This is a genomic window from Nocardia anocheti, from assembly GCF_029675105.1.
GTDB lineage: Bacteria > Actinomycetota > Actinomycetes > Mycobacteriales > Mycobacteriaceae > Nocardia.
On the sequence record NZ_JAQQFV010000006.1, the window covers coordinates 1 to 17,087 of the forward strand.

Sequence of the window (17,087 nt, forward strand, 5' to 3'; positions counted from 1 at the left end):
CCGACCTTCACCAGATCGTCGGGGCGCCAGGTCTGGTCGTAGAAGGCGGCCTCGGTGCCGTAGAGCCGCAGGGCGACGATGAAGTGCCGCCCTGGCACGGTTTCGACGAAGGCGGCGTCGACGACGCCTTCGGGCTTGGCCGGGCCGAAGAAGATCTCGATCGAGCCGTCGTCCGCGGTGGGGATGTCGTAGTAGCCGTTGGTCGAGGGCAGCAGCTGTGCGGTCTCGGGCATGGTGCCGTCGGTGACGTTGTAGGCGGTGGTCGCCCAGAACAGCGCGGCCGGGATGTCCGGCGGCAGACGCAGTCTGTAGGTGTGGCTGCCGTCGAGGAAGTCGCCGTCGGCGTCGTGGTAGGTGAACGGGTACTTGGATCCGGCGCCGGTCGAGTGGATGTTCATGGCCGGGGCCGAGGAGTAGGCGTACTGGAAGAACCGGGCCCTGGTGTTGATGTCGAGGTAGCTCTCCTGCATCCATTCGGCCGTGCCACCGGCCCAGGCGACCTGCCAGCGGCGGTCGTCGTAGTAGTAGTTGCGATCGTCGTCGCGGCCGAGCTGGGCCAGGGCGAGGATCATCCGTGGCGCGTCGGTCAGCGCCCGTTCCAGCGCGGCCCGCTGCCAGTCCCTCGGCGCGAACGGCTCGTCCTTGACGATCCCGATCGAGGCCAGTACCCCGCGCAGTTCGGGTTCGATCGCCGACACCGGCTCGTAGTCGACGAACTCCTTCAGCTTGGTCCAGTACGCGAAGTCGGTGGGGTACATCATGTTCAGGCGGCGGCCGCTGGCATTGGGGAACCGCATGGCGGGTACGTCCTTCTCCGGCGTCCAGAGCGGAAAGATCCGCGTCCGTTCGGCCAGCGCGACCGCCACGGACGGGTCGGGCGCACCCTCGCCCTGTCCCATGACAGTGCGGAAGAACAGGAACACGTGGTATGTCGACGAGCGGACCGTGTAGTAGCCACCGGGGACATGGCCGTCATAGCCCGGCGGCAGCAGGAGATAGAGCCCACCCCGCGCCCGGTCCGGACCGATCGCGCCGACATCGGTGAGCGTGCGCTGGAAGAAATCGGTGAACATCCCGATCACGTTCGGCGGGGCGTTCACCACCAGCGGCCCGGTCTCCTTCAGGTTCAGGTAGTTCATCGCGTAGATGACATCCGCGTTGGGTGTCGGCACCCAGGTGCGGCTGTCCATCCGGTCCTTCCAGATCGGCAGGATGTGATAGCCGCGCCCGAAAGCCTCCTCGGAGCCGTCCCGCATACCGATCACGTTCAGGGCTGCCTGCATGGTCATGTACGCGTGCACCGCGCGCTGGTAGAACAGCTCCGCGCGCAGATCCTCCGCCTCCCGCCGCGGCAACCAGTTGCCCTCGTCGATCTGCCTGACCAGCGGCGACGTCGTCTCGGCCACAGCAACTCCTCTACCGGTGGAATTCCGCCCGAACCACAGCACTCGCCGGTCACCCGGCGACTCCGACGCTAACCCCACCGGCTCCACCGGGCCTCACACGTTCCGGGTGAAACCCCGGCTACTCGGCCGGGGCGATGTCGGTTTGGACGGGGGCGGCGGGGACCCATTCGCGGAGGGGTTGGACGACGGTGCCGTAGAAGGAGTCGGTGGCGGTGGTGACGCTGGTGATGAAGCTGGTGGCGGTGCCGGAGCGGCGGTTGCCCATCGGGAAAGTCTGTTCGAGGGTGAACGAGACGATGGGGGTGGTGCGACCGTCGGTGAGGGATTTGGGGTTGGCGCGGACCGTGTCGAGGTGTTCGCAGGTCTCGGTGCCGCGTTCGGCGAAGACCGCTTCGATCTGCAGCCGTCCGGGTGCTTCGGTGAGCTGTTTGGTCAGCCAGGAGACGCGGCGGGCGGCGGTGCCCTCGTCGGGGGCGGCGATGGTGGTGCGGCAGCGGATCTTGTTGGTGCGGATGTCGGCGAGGACGGTCAGGTCGCCCGCGGTGTCGGGGATGCGCAGGACCGCTTCGAAGGAACCGTCGGTGGCCAGGCGTTCGGCCACGGCGGCCGCGCGGGCGGCGGGGTCGGTGCGGAATTTGCGGGCGAGAACGTGTTTGACCTCGACGCCGAGTTCCGCCGTCAGCCGCAGGGCCAGATGCCTGCTCAGCGACACCCAGGTGTCGGCCACCGCGAGCGCCTTCTGATCGGCGGCGCGCAGCGTTCCGGCGGTGACGGCGTCGCGCACGGTCACCCAGTGCCTGCCCATGTCGACGAATTCCGCAGCGCCCGAACGCGGATGGTCGAGGAACCGCAGGAATTCACCCAGGATCCAGGTCTGGAGCGGGTCCTCGATGCCGCCGTGGGAGAGCAGCATCCTGGCCTCGTGGGCCACCTCGGCCCAGGACAGGTGGCGCAGCGCGACTTTGGTGAGCTTGCGGCGGTCGACCTGCACCGGCAGTTCGCCCGGCCCGGCCGGGATGTCATTGGACAGGCTGACCACCACGTCGTACTTTTTGCGGCGGGCGATGTCGAGGTAGCTCTCCAGCTGGTCTTTCTTGAGCTTGCCGTTGCCGGTCTTCACCTCGAGCAGCCCGGTCCACTGCTTGCTGCCCCGGCTCACCTTCAGCACGGCATCGGGGATGACCTTCGACTCGCCCGCGTCGTACTGGACCTCGATGTATCCCTCGAAAGCCCCTGCCGGAGCGCCCATCCGGGCACAGATCGCCCGGGCGAAGGGTCGCACCGCCTGCATGGTCGAGATCAGCGCCGAGGTGGTGCGCCGTTCTTGTTCCTCGCCCGCGCCCACGCCGATGACCGAGAACAACCGCGCGGGCTGCCACCCCTCCGACTCGGCCTGCCGGAACTCGATCGGCTTGGCGCGCCGCACCGGTCGCTTGGCCGTGCGGACACCGGTCGCGCGCACGGGCTTCTCGGCCACCTCGGGCCGCACCGGCTCGGCCGCCACCGGCGGCGCGTCCTCCGGCGAGGCGTCCTCGGGCGCGGGCTCGTCGTCGATGGCGACACCGAAGTCCGTCGCGAGCCCACTGAGTCCGGAATCCCAGCCCTGCCCGACGGCCCGGATCTTCCACGCGCCCTCACGCCGGTAGACCTCACCGAACACGAACGCCGACTCGGTGTCGGCATCGGCGGTCACGTACTCCGCCAGCGAATGTCCCGCCGGATCGATGACGTGCAGCGAGAGCTTGCCGAGATCACCGAAGGTTCCGCCGCCGACACTGCCCGCCAGCGCGATGGTGTGCACCGTGGCGGGCACCGTCGACAGATCGACCGAGATCCTGGCCTGCATCCCCTCCTCGGTCGCGCTGGTCCCGAGGAACCGCACCGAACCGTCGGAGGACTCGGGCTGGTTGTAGAACACGAAATCCGCGTCCGATCCCACCCGCCGGTCCGCACCGAGCAGCAGGGCAGAGGCGTCGACCTCGATCCCCGGTTCCAGCCAGCCGATCACGATGTCGACGCGGTCGACATCCTCCGGCAGCGCGATGTTCTGGCCCTTGGACAACAGCGGAAACGACACAGCTCACCCTTCGAGGCTCGGCACGACTTCACCCGCAAGGGATGCCGCCGACCCACGAACCGACCCCCTTGCCGCACACCGCGATTCAGCGACGTGCCGAAAGGTGTCGGTGCCCGCTGCCGAAGTGTTACACAGCTCACGTTTGAAACATCGGCAGTGCGAGAAGCTGGTTAGGCGATCCAGGCGAGGGCGTCGGATTCGGCGGACGTGGGGAAGACGCGGACCTCGGCGGGGAGCAGGAAGCGGAACAGGTGGAGGGCCTCGCCGAGGGCGCGGTGGTCGGTGACCAGGGCGACGCGGCCCCAGGCGCTACGGGGGACGCGGACCAGTTTCGCGTCCTGCCAGAGGGCTTCGAGGGAGTAGCGGTCGAAGTCGGGGCCCAGGACGTAGACGAGGTTGACCGGCTGTTCGTGTTCCAGGGCCGACTCGATGGCGGGGTCGAGGACGGTGGTGTAGTCCTCGGCGGTGACGGTGCCGACGGCACGGAAGCCGATGGTCGCGGCGGGGAGGTCGGGGATCGGCTGCAAGGGCATGGCAGGAGCTCCTTCGGCGGCGGGGCTGGTCACCGGTGACGGTAGGCCCGGGCCGACGCGGTGGCGTCATGCGTTGCGGGTGAAATCGATCGTGCGCCGCCGACCGGACCGGTCGGCGGGGAGCAGGCGAACTACTTGGGGTCGCGTTCGGGCAGCGGCCGCTCGACGATGTCGGGGCGGCCCAGCGAGGTGCGGACGCGGCGTTTGGCGGCCGAGTAGACCTGGGCGGTCTCGGCGGCCACCACGTCCCAGGCGAAATCGGCGGTGAGCCGTTCGCGCGCGGTGAAGGCGCGGTCCTGGGCGGTGGCGGGGTCGTCGAGGACGGCGCGGACGGCGTCGACGATGCCGTCCACGTCGGCGGGCTCGAACGACGCGCCGGTGACACCGTCGATCACGGCCTCACCGAGTCCACCGGCGGTGGAGGCGATCAGCGGCACTCCGGCGGCAGCGGCCTCGAGGGCGACGATGCCGAAGGGCTCGTAGCGACTCGGCAGCACGATCGCGTCGGCGCCGTGCAGCCAGCCCAGCAGTTCCTCGTGTCCGAGACTGCCCACGAAGTTCACCGCGCGCGCGACCCGGTGCACGCGGGCGCGTTCGCGCAGCCAGTCGAACTGGGTACCGACACCGGCGATCGTGAGCGTGGTGCCCGGATGGGCGCGGCGGATGCGCGGCAGCGCGGCGATCGCGTCCTGCACACCCTTCTCGTATTCGAGCCTGCCCACATACAGCAGCTTCGGCGGCCCGGAGCGCGGCGCGCGCGGGCGGAAGGTCCACGCGCCCACGTCGATGCCGTTGCGGATCACCGTGATCGGCGACAGCTCCGGCCCGTAGAGGCGCTCCACTTCGTCCTGCATGGAGGTCGAGCAGGTGATGAGCTGGTCGGCCTCGTTGGTGAGCCACCACTCCACCGAGTGCACCTGCTTGTTGACCCGGCCCGACACCCAGCCGCTGTGCCGACCGGCCTCGGTGGCGTGGATGGTGGCCACCAGCGGCACGTCGTAGAACTCGGCCAGCGCGATCGAGGGGTGGCCCACCAGCCAGTCGTGGGCGTGCACCACATCGGGGGTCCAGCCCTCGCCGACGCCGGGCTTGCCGAGCGCGACCCCGGCCCGGACCATGGCGTGTCCCATGGCCAGCGTCCAGGCCAGCATGTCCTCGCCGAAGTCGAAGCACGGCGGGTCCTCGGCCACCGCCACGACGAGCACGCCGTCGGCGATATAGGAGTGGGTGGGGTGGGTGACCGAGTCGGTGCCGGTGGGCCTGCGCGCGAGCACGACCACCTCGTGCCCGGCCGCGGCGAGTTCCACGGCCAGGTGATGCACATGCCGACCGAGCCCGCCGACCACGACCGGCGGGTACTCCCACGACACCATCAAAATCTTCATTGGAATCCTTCAGCGGCGGCCGAGGTGACGGCGCTCGGCAACCGCCGCGCGTCCAGACCCGGGAAGAATCCGTCGGCCGCGCTCCATCCTGCCGCGAGACGGGCCGCTTTGGCGAACTGACCGGCGCCGATCGCCTCGGCGAGTTCGCGCACGGCGTGCGCGTGCTGGTGCGCGCGGTCGCGCGCGTACCCGGCGGCGGAGTCCTTGGAGACCATGAACGCCCAGTCGCTGGAGACGGTGAGGATCGCCTCGCGCAGCAACTGGTCGGCGACCGGATCGCGCAGCGCATCCGCCCGACGGGTCTTGTCGAGGGTCTCCAGGGCCAGCCGGACGACCTCGGCGTTGAGCTCGACGAGGTCGGCGACCTGGTCGCCCGCCCACACCCGCCAGTCCTTGCCCGAACCCCACGACGAGTCGTTGAGCTGCACGGGTTCGCCCACGAAGCCGTTGGCGCGGGCGTCGGCCAGGGTGCCCACGGTGACCCCGGCCTCGGGCAGCGCGCGCAGCACCTGCTCGAGCCACTGCGGGCCCTCGTGCCACCAGTGGCCGAACAGCTCGGTGTCGAAGGCGGCCACCACGAGGGCGGGCCGACCGATCCGCGCGGACTCCTCGATCAGCCGCGCGCGCACCGTCTCGACGAAGTCGGCGACATCGCGGGTGACCGCCGTCACGGCGAGTTCGGGATCGTAAGGGGCCTTGTCAGGACCGGCCACCGTTTTGCCCGTCACGCGCGAGGGCTTGAGCCCGGTCGCGTGGTCGTAGTGGTGGAAATCGCGATACGCCGCCTGGCCCGGATAGCCCTGCTTGGGCGACCACACCCGGTAGCTCACCTGCAGATCGCGGCCGAAGGCGACCACGTCGGCCTCGCGCACCGGCCTGCCGAGGCTGGTGTCGCCGCGCAGCGAGGGCCCGTCGACCATGAAATGCGTCACACCGGCGGCGTCGTAGCCGAGCTCCATCCCGGGCGTGTAGCCGCACTCGGGCGCCCAGATACCGGTCGGGGTGGAGCCCCAGCGCAGCCGCGCGTCGGCCAGGCCCTCGGTGAGCTGGAACTGGCGCAGTCGCGCGTCGAGCAGCGGCTGGAACGGGTGGGCCAGCGGCCCGCCGAGCAGCTCGATGGCGTCGGCGTCGATCAGCGAACGCCAGACCGGCGAACCGCCGTGGCGCCAGTCGCGCTCGAACTCCGCCAGCGCCGTTGCCGCGAGCCGATGTTCGTGCCTGCCCAGCGCCACATTGCCCGCCATGGACGCCTCGTCGGCGCGCAACTGCCAGTTGCCCAGCCAGTGATGCATTCCGGCCAGGCAGTGCGGGTCGTCGAGCTGGGCGGCGAGCACCGGCGTGATGCCCAGGCTCAGCAGGTGCGAACGGCCTTCGGCGGCAAGGTTTTTCAGGACCCGGACCAGCGGCAGATACGACGCGGCCCAGGACTGGTAGAGCCATTCCTCACCGACCGGCCAGCGCCCGTGATGGGCCAGCCACGGCAGATGGGAATGCAGAACGAGGGTGAACTGACCCGGAACGGTGGTCAACGCGGTGCCTTGTCGGCGATCGCCACCAGGTCCAGGCTCGCGTCGATGTCACCCGCGCGCAGGTCGAAATCGTCCACGGTGACCGCGGCGACGTCGGCGGTGAGTTCGGCGGGCCACGGCTCACCGGCCAGCGCGCGCTCGATCTGCGCGTCGATGAACGAGCCACCGTGCTTGGCGTCCAACGCTTTCAGGCTCGCGCCGTGGTGCACGCCCAGCATCTCCGAGACGGTGAACCCGGCCTCGACGAGCAGTTCGGTGAGCTCGGCGGCGTCGAGTTCGCGGGTGTGGAAGGGGTTGAGCGGGGTGTCGCGACCGGGGGAGAAGGTGATCCGGTTCGGCGTGCTGATCAGCAGTCGACCGCCCGGGCGCAGCACGCGCAGGCACTCGCGCAGGAACTGCGCCTGGTCCCACAGATGCTCGATGACCTGGAAATTCACCACCACGTCGACGGATTCGTCCTCCAGCGGCAGTTCGGCGAGATTGCCCTGGATCATCTCCACCCGCGGGTAGCGCGCGCGCACGTGCGCGACGGCGCTCTCGTCGTAGTCCACCCCGACGACACGCGCGGCCACACCGGCGATCATGTCGGCGCCGTAGCCCTCGCCCGAGCCCGCCTCGAGCACGGTCAGTCCGGCGCAACGGTCGAGCAGGCGGGCATAGGCGATCTCGTGCCGACGGAACCAGTAGTTCTCCTCGGCGATGCCGGGCACGGTCCGCTCGCCGGTCAGGGGAAGTGGTTCATGTGTGGCGGCCGCGGGTGCGGCAGGGATCACAGCCTCGCTCATGGGTACCGACGTTACTGGTACCGCCGGTTCCCGCAGGAGTCAGGGACCTCTTGTCCACCCAGGTTACCCACGAGTAACTTAGATTGGGGTAGTGTTCCGCCCTGAGCTAGATTTCTCACACGGACGTACGGCGTGAGCTCGTGCGGCCACCACACACGTGTCCCAGAAGGAGGTCGACGAAGACCGATGCCGAACATCGTCGTACTCATCAAGCAGGTTCCCGACACCTGGTCCGAGCGCAAGCTGACCGATGGTGACTACACCCTCGATCGCGAGGCCGCCGACGCCGTGCTCGACGAGATCAACGAGCGCGCCGTCGAGGAAGCGCTGCTGATCAAGGAGGCCCAGGGCGGCGAGGTCACCGTGCTGTCCGCCGGTCCGGATCGCGCCACCGAGGCCATCCGCAAGGCGCTGTCCATGGGCGCCGACAAGGCCATCCACATCAACGACCCGGCGATCCACGGCTCCGACGCCGTGCAGACCGCGTGGGTGCTGGCCGGTGCGCTGGGCCAGGTCGAGGGTGTCGAGCTGGTCATCGCCGGTAACGAGTCCACCGACGGCCGCGCGGGTGCCATCCCGGCGATCATCGCCGAGTACCTGGGCATCCCGCAGCTGACGCACCTGCGCAAGCTCACCGTCGACGGCGACAAGATCACCGGCGAGCGCGAGACCGACGAGGGTGTCTTCAAGCTCGAGGCCAACCTCCCGGCCATCGTCTCGGTCAACGAGAAGATCAACGAGCCGCGCTTCCCGTCCTTCAAGGGCATCATGGCCGCGAAGAAGAAGGAAGTTCAGGTCTTCACCCTGGCCGATCTGGGCATCGACCCGTCGACCGTGGGCGTCGCCAACGCCGGTACCCAGGTCACCGGTGCCACCCCCAAGCCCGCGCGCACCGCTGGCGAGAAGATCGTGGACGAGGGCGAGGGCGGCAACCAGATCGCCACCTACCTCACCGGCCAGAAGATCATCTGATCCGGTCCCGTCCGAGAACTTCCTAGGAGAAAGAACAATGGCTGAAGTACTCGTGCTCGTCGAGCACGCCGACGGTGCCGTCAAGAAGGTCAGCACCGAACTCATCACCGCCGCCCGCGAGCTGGGCTCCCCGGCCGCCGTGGTCACCGGTGCCCCCGGTACCGCCGAGAAGCTGGCCGCCGCGCTGGCCGCCGCCGGTGCCGAGAAGATCTACGTCGCCGAGTCCGACGACGTCGACGGCTTCCTGGTGACCCCGAAGGTCGACGTGCTGGCCTCGCTGGTCGAGTCCGCCGGTCCGGCCGCCGTGCTCGTCGCCGCCTCCGCCGAGGGCAAGGAGGTGTCGGGCCGCCTCGCCGCGCGCATCGGCTCCGGCCTGCTCGTCGACGTCATCGGCGTCAACGGTGACGGCTCGGCCGTGCACTCCATCTTCGGTGGCGCGTTCACCGTCGACGCCAAGGCCACCGGCGACGTGCCGGTGATCTCGATCCGTCCGGGTGCCGTCGAGGCCACGCCGCAGGCCGGTGCCGGTGAGCAGGTCACCGTGGACGTGCCCGCGCAGGAAGAGGGCGTCGTCAAGGTCGTCTCGCGTGAGCCGATCGTGGGCGGCGACCGTCCGGAGCTCACCGAGGCGAGCATCGTCGTCTCCGGTGGTCGTGGTGTCGGTTCGGCCGACAACTTCGCGATCGTCGAGGCGCTGGCCGACTCGCTCGGTGCCGCCGTCGGCGCCTCGCGTGCCGCGGTCGACTCGGGCTACTACCCGGGCCAGTTCCAGGTGGGTCAGACCGGTAAGACGGTCTCGCCGCAGCTCTACATCGCCCTGGGCATCTCCGGCGCCATCCAGCACCGCGCCGGTATGCAGACCTCGAAGACCATCGTCGCGGTCAACAAGGACGAAGAGGCTCCCATCTTCGAGATCGCCGATTACGGCATCGTGGGCGACCTGTTCAACGTCGCCCCGCAGCTGACCGAGGCCGTCAAGTCCCACAAGGGCTGACCCCGGCACTGTCTCGAACGGCCCGGTTCCCTCCTGGGGAGCCGGGCCGTTCGGCGTCTCACGGCTTGCCGAGGACCATCCAGTTCTCCGGGCGCGGCAGGGGAGCGAAGCCGATCTTCTCGTAGACGCCGTGGGCGTCGTTCGTCGCCAGGGCGACGCGGGTCAGGCCGAAGGGTTCGAGGTGGTCGCGCACGGCGGTGACCAGGGCCGTGCCGACGCCCTTGCCGCGCACGCCGCGGTCGACGTAGACATCGCAGAGCCAGGCGAAGGTGGCCTGGTCGGTGACGACGCGGGCGTAGGCGACCTGGTCGCCCGACACGCTGTCGTAGACACCGAAGTTGAGCGAGGACGCGATGGCGCGGTCCTGCCGGTCGCGCGGTCTGCCCTCGGCCCAGTACGAGTCGGTGGACAGCCATCGGTGCACCTGGGCGGCGTCGAGGCGGGCGGGGTCGGTGGAGACTTCGTAACCGTCGGGGATTCCGGGGGCTGCGGTCATACCGGAATTCTTCCGGCGCGGGGCCGGTGTGTCGAGCCGGTGCGGAAGTCGGTTGACGGGGTCGGGCCGGGTCGACAGGGTGGGGGAATGTCGTTGGGGCGGTTCGGAGTGGTGCTGACCTCCGAGGTCGAGCGGAACGTGCGGACGATCTTCGGGGCCGAGGGACAGCGGTGGATCGAGGAACTGCCCGGCGTGGTGGACGGGTTGAAGCCGCGCTGGGGGCTGCGGGAATTCAGCGCGCCCTATCGCGGCGGGACGCACGCGTACGTGGCGACGGTGTTCCGGAGCGACCGGACGCTGAGGGTGCTGAAGGTGCCGATGCTCGACGAGGAGAACGTCGCCGAGGCCACGGCCCTGCACGCCTACGACGGCGACGGCGCGGTGCGGTTGCTCGAATACGATCCCGGCAGCGGTGCCATGCTGCTCGAATGCGCCGAGCCGGGAACGGCATTGCTGACCCAGCCCGGCTTCCCGAGCCTGGAAGGCAGACCCGAGAACGCCGAGAAGGTGGCCCTGGCCTGCTCGCTCTACCGGCGCCTGCGTCGGCCGCTGCCCCCGGTGCCGCCGATGTTCCCCCCGCTGCCGCTGGCCACGGACCTGATCGCCGGACTGCGTGCGCGACTCGACGACCCGGATCCGGCTCTGGCGCCGCTGATCTCGGACCGACTCCGCGAGCGCGTGGCGTCCTGGTGCGCCGAACTGGCCACCTTCGACGGCCCGGCGCTCATCGTCAACCGGGACACCCATCTCGGCAATATCGTTGCCGCCGAACGGGAACCGTGGCTGCTCATCGATCCGAAGCCCTGTCTCGGCGAGGCCGCCTTCGACGCTGGGTTCCTGCTCATGATCCAGGCGCAGTCCTGCCCGACCCGCGAACACGCGGACACCGTCGTGACCGCCACCGCCGCGGCGCTGGCCGTCGACCCCGCCCGTGCGCGCGGCTGGGCGCTGCTGCGTGCCGTCGAGGAGATGACCTGGGCGGTCGAGGACGGCGACTCCGCCATGTTGGCCCTGCACACCGCCGTCGCCTACGCCCTGGCGGACCTGCCCTTCAGCTGAACGGCCCCCGACACCGGGCCCGGTCGCTGGCTAGGCTGGACTCATGCAGTTGACGTGGGAGGGAACCGGGCGGCGCTCGATGCTGCGCGAGGATGAAGGCGTACGCCGGGATCAGCTGGCCGATGCGGCGCGGGCCGGGAAGTGGGAGACGGTCTTCGGTCTCATCGCGAGCGGAGGCCGAGTGAATTTGTCACGCCTGGGCGGTTGGTCGCGGTTCGCGCCGCTGCACCAAGCCGCGTATCAGGGGGCGCCGGAGTCGATCGTCAAGCGGCTGTTGGCCTTCGGCGCGTGGCGAACACTGCGCACCACCGACGGGGATACCGCCGCCGACATCGCCGCCGCGCGCGGTCACGACCACCTCGCGGTCCTGCTCGAACCAGAACTACTGCGCGAGGTGTCCGTGAGCACCTTGGCGCAACTCGAATGCCAGCTGCGAGCATTGATTTACAGCCGCGCCTACGACCTGTGCGCCAAGAGCCGGTTCCGTACACCCCCGGTGGGTCCGCTGCTCGAGTATCCGCAAGCGGTGCTGTGGTGCCCGATTCCGGGCATGTACGGCGGGTTCTCGATCACCTTCGACCCGGACCTCACCGACGCGCTGCTGGTCGAGAGCTGGTGTCGGGTGGTGGGCGGCTCCGGGCAGCGACATCGCGTCAGGGCCGACGGGTTCGAGCTCGTCGAGAAGGGGTTCGTCTGAGCGTGGCCCGGCGGGTAACGTCGGCCTGCGAACCGGGGGACGGAAGGAACTGATCGTGCTGGATGTGGGGGCGAGCTTCGCCGGATACCGCCTGGAACGCGTGCTCGGCCAGGGCGGTATGGGCACGGTCTATCTCGCCCAGCATCCGCGCCTGCCGCGCAGCGTGGCGCTCAAACTGCTCAACCGCGAGTTCTCCGGCGACCGGGAACTCCAGCGGCGCTTCGAGCAGGAGGCCGATGTCGTCGCGCAGTTGGATCACCCGGGCATCGTCGGGGTATTCGATCGCGGTAGCGACGACGGCTACCTGTGGATCGCCATGCAGTTCATCCGCGGCACCGACGCCGCCACCTGGGATTCGCGTGCGCACGAACCGGGTGTCACCGCGCAATTGATCGGCGAGACCGCCGCGGCGCTGGACTACGCCAACCAGCACGGCATCCTGCACCGCGACGTGAAACCGGGCAACATCCTCATCGCCGAGGCCGACCACAGCCTCCGCCAGCGCGCCGTGCTGACCGATTTCGGTATCGCCCGGGTCACCACCGCCGCCACCCAGCTCACCGCCACCGGCGCCTTCACCGCGACCATCGCCTACGCCTCGCCCGAACAGCTCTCCGGCGAGGTCGTCGACCACCGCAGCGACCAGTACTCCCTGGCCTGCACCCTGTTCGCCCTATACGCCGGGCACCCGCCGTACGCCTCGACCAACCCCGGCCAGGCGGTGATGGGCCACCTCTCCCAGCCGGTCCCACGCCTCACCGCGAGCAGGCCCGACCTGCCACCCGCGATCGACGGCATGATCGCCCGGGCCATGGCCAAGCGCCGCGACGAACGTTTCGGTAGCGCTTCGGAATTCACCGATGCGATCCGCGACGCGCTGGAAGGCGAGCACATCGCGGCACCGGTGGTCGCGTGGCCGTGGACCGATCCATCACAACCGGCACGGGGATCCGGCGAGTACGCACTGCCGCGTACCGGTGGACCGTCGTGGGCCGGTGGGGCACAGCGCGAGTCGGGCGAGCATCGGCAGCCGTGGTCCGGGGCCGTGCGGCAACACGGGTCGGGTGGGCAGCAGGTGGCCGACGGGCGCACCCGCCCCGGCTCCGGGGAGCACGCGCAGCAGCACGGCGCGGTGGCGCAGCCGTACGGGTTCGGTGCGCACGCACAACACGGGTACGCCGGTCAGGCGCCACTGTGGCCGCAACCGGAATACGGTGTGCCGGTCGGTGATCCGCGCAGGATGGCGCACGGCGCTGCGTGGCGGGCACAGCTCGGACCCGAGCCGAGCAAGACCGGGGCGATGATCGTCGGCGTGTTCACCCTGCTGGTGAGCCTCGGCATCCTGGCCTTCACGGTCTACGGTGTCACCGAGACGATGAAGGAGATCGACCGCGGCGACGACACCACCGGCTCCTTCATCGCCATCGCGATCCTGCTCGTGGTCGTCGCGTTCACCGGGGGCGGCGCCGTGCTGCTGTTGTGCGCGCGCACCGCGGGCCGGGTGATGTCGATGATGACGGCGGTGCTCATCGGCATCATCGCGCTGATCGTGGTGGTGGCGACCACGGTGCAGTCGGTGTACGTCGGTACCGTGATCAGCGGCGCGGTGTTCGTGCTCGCGGGAGCCCTGGTCGCCACCGCGGCCTCCTCGTCCACCGGCCGCTGGATCCGCTACCGCAAGGCGCTGCGCACCGGGCGCTGGTGAACCCTCACCGCCGCCGCAACGCGTCCAGCAGCGTGTTGACGATCGTGTTCTGTCGCGCCTCCTCGCGCAGGACCGCCGAGACCGGGATGCGCAGGCGGTGGTCGGTGAGGTCGAGGGTGAGCAGGCCCTTGGTGGGGCCCTCGTAGAGGATCGTCCAGGATTCGGGGCGGTTGAGCAGCTCCATGGTGGCGGTGTGGTCGGGCGGGATGGGCGGGCCGAAGGTGGGGCCGGTGGGGAGGTCGGCGAAGGCGGAGCGGATCAGGGTGTGCAGGAGGACCTGCTCCTGTTCCGGGGGGAGCAGCAGGGGATAGGGGGCCAGGTCGGCGAGGGTGACGGCGCCGCGTTCGGCCAGCGGATGACTGCTGGAGATGGCGATCACCAGGTCTTCCACCCACAGTTGCTCGACCGCCAGGCCGGGCTGGTCGACGCTGCCGCGGATCAGCGCCAGATCGCAGTCGCCGTCGGCGACGGCGTTGATCCGCTGCCGGAACGGCTTGATCACGTACTCGATCTCGGCCTCGGGATGCGCGGCGCGCGCGGCGGCGATGGCCGAGAGCGAGGGCGCGGCGAAGGACATGTTCGCGGCCAGCCGCACGCGCGGCCCGGTGGTCCGCACGGCGGCGCGGATGGCCGACTCCAGACTCAGCATCTGCTTGGCCAGGGGCAGCAGCCGCAGGGTGGCGTCGGTGGGGACCACGGCCCGGGTCGTGCGCTCGAACAACTGGGCCCCCAGATCACGTTCCAGTCTCGCGATCTGATGGCTGATCGCGGACTGCGAGATGAAGCAGCGGTTGGCCGCGCGGCTGAAACTGAGCTCCTCACACACCGCGACGAAGTAGGCCAATTGACGCAGTTCCACGAGGTAGCTCCCATTCATTAGTTATGCAGATAAGAGTGATCTCCAGTATGCGCCCAGGCAGTGGAAACATCTTCATTCCGCATCGCGTTTACTCATAGGAAAGGACTCATTACCGATCTTGGAGCGTTGTGATCATGGAACACACAGATGTCGTCATCGTCGGCTCGGGCTTCGGCGGGCTGGCCGCGGCGAAGCAGCTGGCCAAGTCACGAATCAACTACGTCCTGATCTCGAGCACGCCCGAGCACCTGTTCCAGCCGCTGCTGTACCAGGTCGCCACCGGTGTCCTGACCGCCGACGAGATCGCCCCGCCGATCAAGAACGTACTGCGTCGCGTGCCCACCGCCGACGTGCGCCTGGGCAAGGTCACCGGGATCGACGCCGACGCCGCCGTGCTCACCTATGAGACCGCCGAGGGCACCCGCCAGATCAGCTACGGCTCGCTCATCGCCGCCACCGGCGCCAGCCAGAGCTACTTCGGCCGCGACGACTTCGCCGAGAAGACCTTCTCGCTCAAGACCATCGACGACGCCCAGCGCCTGCGCGCCCAGATCGCCCGGGTCTTCGCCCAGGCCGAGAACGTCGACGAGGTGACCCGGCGCAAGCTGCTCAGCTTCGTGGTCGTCGGTGCCGGTGCGACCGGTGTCGAGGTCGCGGGCCAGATCAAGGAACTCGCCAAGCGGCACTTCCACCAGCCGGTCTCGGTGACCCTGGTCGAGGGCGCGGGCGAGGTGCTGCCGCCCTTCGGTGGCGGCCTGTCGGAGTACGCCAAGCGCTCGCTGACCGACAGCGGCGTCGAGGTGCTGCTGGGCACGTTCGTCACCGACATCGAGGAAGGCAAGGTGACCGTCCGCGACAAGGAGGGCATCGAGCGCCGCATCGCCGCGGAGACCGTGGTGTGGTCGGCGGGTGTGCAGGTCGGCGGGTTCGCGAAGCTGCTGGCCGAGGCCACCGGCGCCGAGACCGACCGCGCGGGCCGCCTGCTGATCAACCCCGACCTGACCGTCGGCGGCCACGCCGACATCTACGCCATCGGCGACATGACCTCGCTCAACGGCTACCCCGGCCAGTCGCCGGTGGCCATGCAGGAGGGCCGCCACGCCGCCGACATCATCCGTCGCAAGAAGGACGCGGGCACGCCGTTCGTCTACTGGGACAAGGGCAGCATGGCCGTGATCAGCCGCTTCAGCGCGGTGGTCAAGCTCAACGAGAAGATCAGCTTCCGCGGCACCATCGCCTGGGCCATGTGGCTGGCCGTGCACCTGCTCTACCTGGTGGGCTTCCGCAACCGTTTCGCGGCGGTGGCCTCGTGGCTGGTCGCCTTCATCGGCACCGCCCGCCCCGGCTTCGCCGACCTGCCCCCGGCCTCGGCCCCCTTCCCGGCGCCGAAGGCCGAGCGGGAACCGAAGGCCGAGCAGGCACCGAAGGCCGAGCAGGCACCGAAGGCTACGCAGGCGGATCAGGCACCGGAGGCGCCCGAGCGCGCCGAGGACGACTCGGCCCCCCGCGAGCACGTCACCGTCTGACCCGACCCCGCGATCGACCCGCCGCACCATGCGGCGGGTCGTCGTGCGTCCGGACCTGGCCGACCGGCGCCCGAACCCGTGGCGGCAGTCGTATTCGACGGCAATCCCGCAGGTCGGCGAACGTCTCGGGACCGTTCGGTGAACGGCCGGTGTGACCGAGGTCTCGTTCACCGACTCGGCATCGCGGCGACACTTCGCGGTCAGCCCGATGCCGATTCGGGCTGGCTTCATCAGCGGTATGACTATTACGTCAGTACTGTCGGCGCCCGCTCGCTCGACGGGCACAGGGGTGGAGAAGTCTCAGTACTCGCTGGTGGTGGCCTCGGACGCCGAACACCGCGAGGCCGCGCAGCGACTGCGCTATCAGGTGTTCGCCAACGAGCCGGGCTTCGTCATCCCCGACGACGGCACCGGCCGCGACGCGGACCGTTTCGACGAACACTGCGACCACCTGCTGGTGCGTGACGAGTTCACCCAGCAGTTCGTCGGCTGCTACCGCATGCTGCCGCCGGACAAGGTGACCGCCGCGGGCGGGTACTACACCGCCACCGAATTCGACCTCACCCAGCTCGACCCGACCGGACACCGGATCGTCGAGATGGGCCGGGCCTGCGTGGTGCCCGACCACCGCAACGGCTCGGTGCTCACCCTCATGTGGGCGGGCATCCTGCACTACATCCAGCTCACCGGCTACGACTGGGTGATGGGCTGCGTCTCGGTGCCCATGCGCGACACCCCGCAGGACCCGGCCGGGGTGAACGTGCGCGGCGTGCGCGACCTGCTGCTGGGGCGTCACGCCTGCGATCCGGAACGCCGCGTGCACCCGTACCGGCCGGTCGTGGTCGACGGTGTCGCCCTCGACGACCTCACCCCGCCGAGCAGGCCCAAGCTGCCGCCGCTGTTACGCGGCTACCTGCGTCTGGGCGCCGAGATCTGCGGCGAACCGGCGCACGATCCCGATTTCGCGGTCGCCGACTTCGTCGCCCTGCTCGGCATGGAAACCATCAACACCCGGTACCTGGAGCGGCTGCAGAGCGCGGCCGCCAATTTCGACGGGAAGTAAC

The 17,087-nt window shown here is 69.6% G+C and carries 15 protein-coding genes; 7 read left to right on the top strand and 8 right to left on the bottom strand.

The features are described 5' to 3' along the window. From QC180_RS16685 to QC180_RS16710, 6 genes are all read right to left on the bottom strand, one after another. Positions 1 to 1,406 (bottom strand): DUF1254 domain-containing protein (locus QC180_RS16685; protein ID WP_278263686.1); only part of this gene is annotated, 1,406 nt, incomplete at its 3' end. A 118-nt stretch (positions 1,407 to 1,524) separates the two neighbouring features. Continuing rightward, the gene (locus QC180_RS16690) at positions 1,525 to 3,483 is read right to left on the bottom strand and encodes a TerD family protein (RefSeq protein WP_278263687.1); all 1,959 of its coding nucleotides are present in this window, start codon (positions 3,481 to 3,483) and stop codon (positions 1,525 to 1,527) included. Positions 3,484 to 3,653: 170 nt separating this feature from the next. Further along, a complete protein-coding gene (locus QC180_RS16695) occupies positions 3,654 to 4,016 on the bottom strand; it encodes a SpoIIAA family protein (RefSeq protein ID WP_278263688.1) in 363 nt (120 codons plus the stop codon). A 131-nt stretch (positions 4,017 to 4,147) separates the two neighbouring features. After that, complete coding sequence (locus QC180_RS16700) at positions 4,148 to 5,401, bottom strand: glycosyltransferase family 4 protein (RefSeq protein ID WP_278263689.1); 1,254 nt, start codon at positions 5,399 to 5,401, stop codon at positions 4,148 to 4,150. Continuing rightward, positions 5,398 to 6,930, bottom strand: coding sequence for a glycoside hydrolase family 57 protein (locus QC180_RS16705; protein WP_278263690.1), 1,533 nt, complete (start codon positions 6,928 to 6,930; stop codon positions 5,398 to 5,400). Before QC180_RS16705 ends, QC180_RS16700 begins: the two co-directional genes overlap by 4 nt. Next, entirely contained in the window at positions 6,927 to 7,715 is a 789-nt protein-coding gene (locus tag QC180_RS16710; RefSeq protein ID WP_278263691.1) for a class I SAM-dependent methyltransferase, read from the bottom strand. The genes QC180_RS16705 and QC180_RS16710 overlap by 4 nt, the downstream gene beginning before the upstream one ends. 186 nt (positions 7,716 to 7,901) lie before the next feature. Between QC180_RS16710 and QC180_RS16715 the strand changes: the two genes are divergently transcribed. Together QC180_RS16715 and QC180_RS16720 are read left to right on the top strand one after the other, a co-directional pair. Next, positions 7,902 to 8,687, top strand: a complete 786-nt coding sequence (locus tag QC180_RS16715; RefSeq protein WP_278263692.1) for an electron transfer flavoprotein subunit beta/FixA family protein — start codon at positions 7,902 to 7,904, stop codon at positions 8,685 to 8,687. Positions 8,688 to 8,724: 37 nt separating this feature from the next. Then, a complete protein-coding gene (locus QC180_RS16720; protein WP_278263693.1) occupies positions 8,725 to 9,681 on the top strand; it encodes an electron transfer flavoprotein subunit alpha/FixB family protein in 957 nt (318 codons plus the stop codon). A 58-nt stretch (positions 9,682 to 9,739) separates the two neighbouring features. Here the strand turns inward: QC180_RS16720 and QC180_RS16725 are convergent, their stop codons facing one another. Continuing rightward, entirely contained in the window at positions 9,740 to 10,177 is a 438-nt protein-coding gene (locus QC180_RS16725; protein ID WP_278263694.1) for a GNAT family N-acetyltransferase, read from the bottom strand. An 87-nt stretch (positions 10,178 to 10,264) separates the two neighbouring features. Between QC180_RS16725 and QC180_RS16730 the strand changes: the two genes are divergently transcribed. Genes QC180_RS16730 through QC180_RS16740 form a run of 3 tightly spaced genes read left to right on the top strand, consistent with a single transcriptional unit; the run spans position 10,265 to position 13,638 of the window. Beyond that, a complete protein-coding gene (locus QC180_RS16730) occupies positions 10,265 to 11,236 on the top strand; it encodes an aminoglycoside phosphotransferase family protein (protein ID WP_278263695.1) in 972 nt (323 codons plus the stop codon). Between the two features lie 43 nt (positions 11,237 to 11,279). Beyond that, positions 11,280 to 11,933, top strand: coding sequence for an ankyrin repeat domain-containing protein (locus tag QC180_RS16735; RefSeq protein ID WP_278263696.1), 654 nt, complete (start codon positions 11,280 to 11,282; stop codon positions 11,931 to 11,933). Positions 11,934 to 11,988: 55 nt separating this feature from the next. Next, positions 11,989 to 13,638: a serine/threonine-protein kinase gene (locus QC180_RS16740; RefSeq protein ID WP_278263697.1), complete on the top strand. Its 1,650-nt coding sequence runs from the start codon at positions 11,989 to 11,991 to the stop codon at positions 13,636 to 13,638. A gap of 4 nt (positions 13,639 to 13,642) precedes the next feature. Here QC180_RS16740 and QC180_RS16745 read toward each other — a convergent pair whose 3' ends face one another. Then, a complete protein-coding gene (locus QC180_RS16745) occupies positions 13,643 to 14,497 on the bottom strand; it encodes a LysR family transcriptional regulator (protein ID WP_278263698.1) in 855 nt (284 codons plus the stop codon). A 134-nt stretch (positions 14,498 to 14,631) separates the two neighbouring features. Between QC180_RS16745 and QC180_RS16750 the strand changes: the two genes are divergently transcribed. After that, entirely contained in the window at positions 14,632 to 16,023 is a 1,392-nt protein-coding gene (locus tag QC180_RS16750; RefSeq protein WP_278263699.1) for an NAD(P)/FAD-dependent oxidoreductase, read from the top strand. A gap of 238 nt (positions 16,024 to 16,261) precedes the next feature. Next, positions 16,262 to 17,086 carry a GNAT family N-acetyltransferase gene (locus tag QC180_RS16755; RefSeq protein ID WP_278263700.1) on the top strand — a complete coding sequence of 275 codons (825 nt, stop codon included), beginning with the start codon at positions 16,262 to 16,264 and terminating at the stop codon, positions 17,084 to 17,086. The last annotated feature ends 1 nt before the right edge of the window (position 17,087 follow it).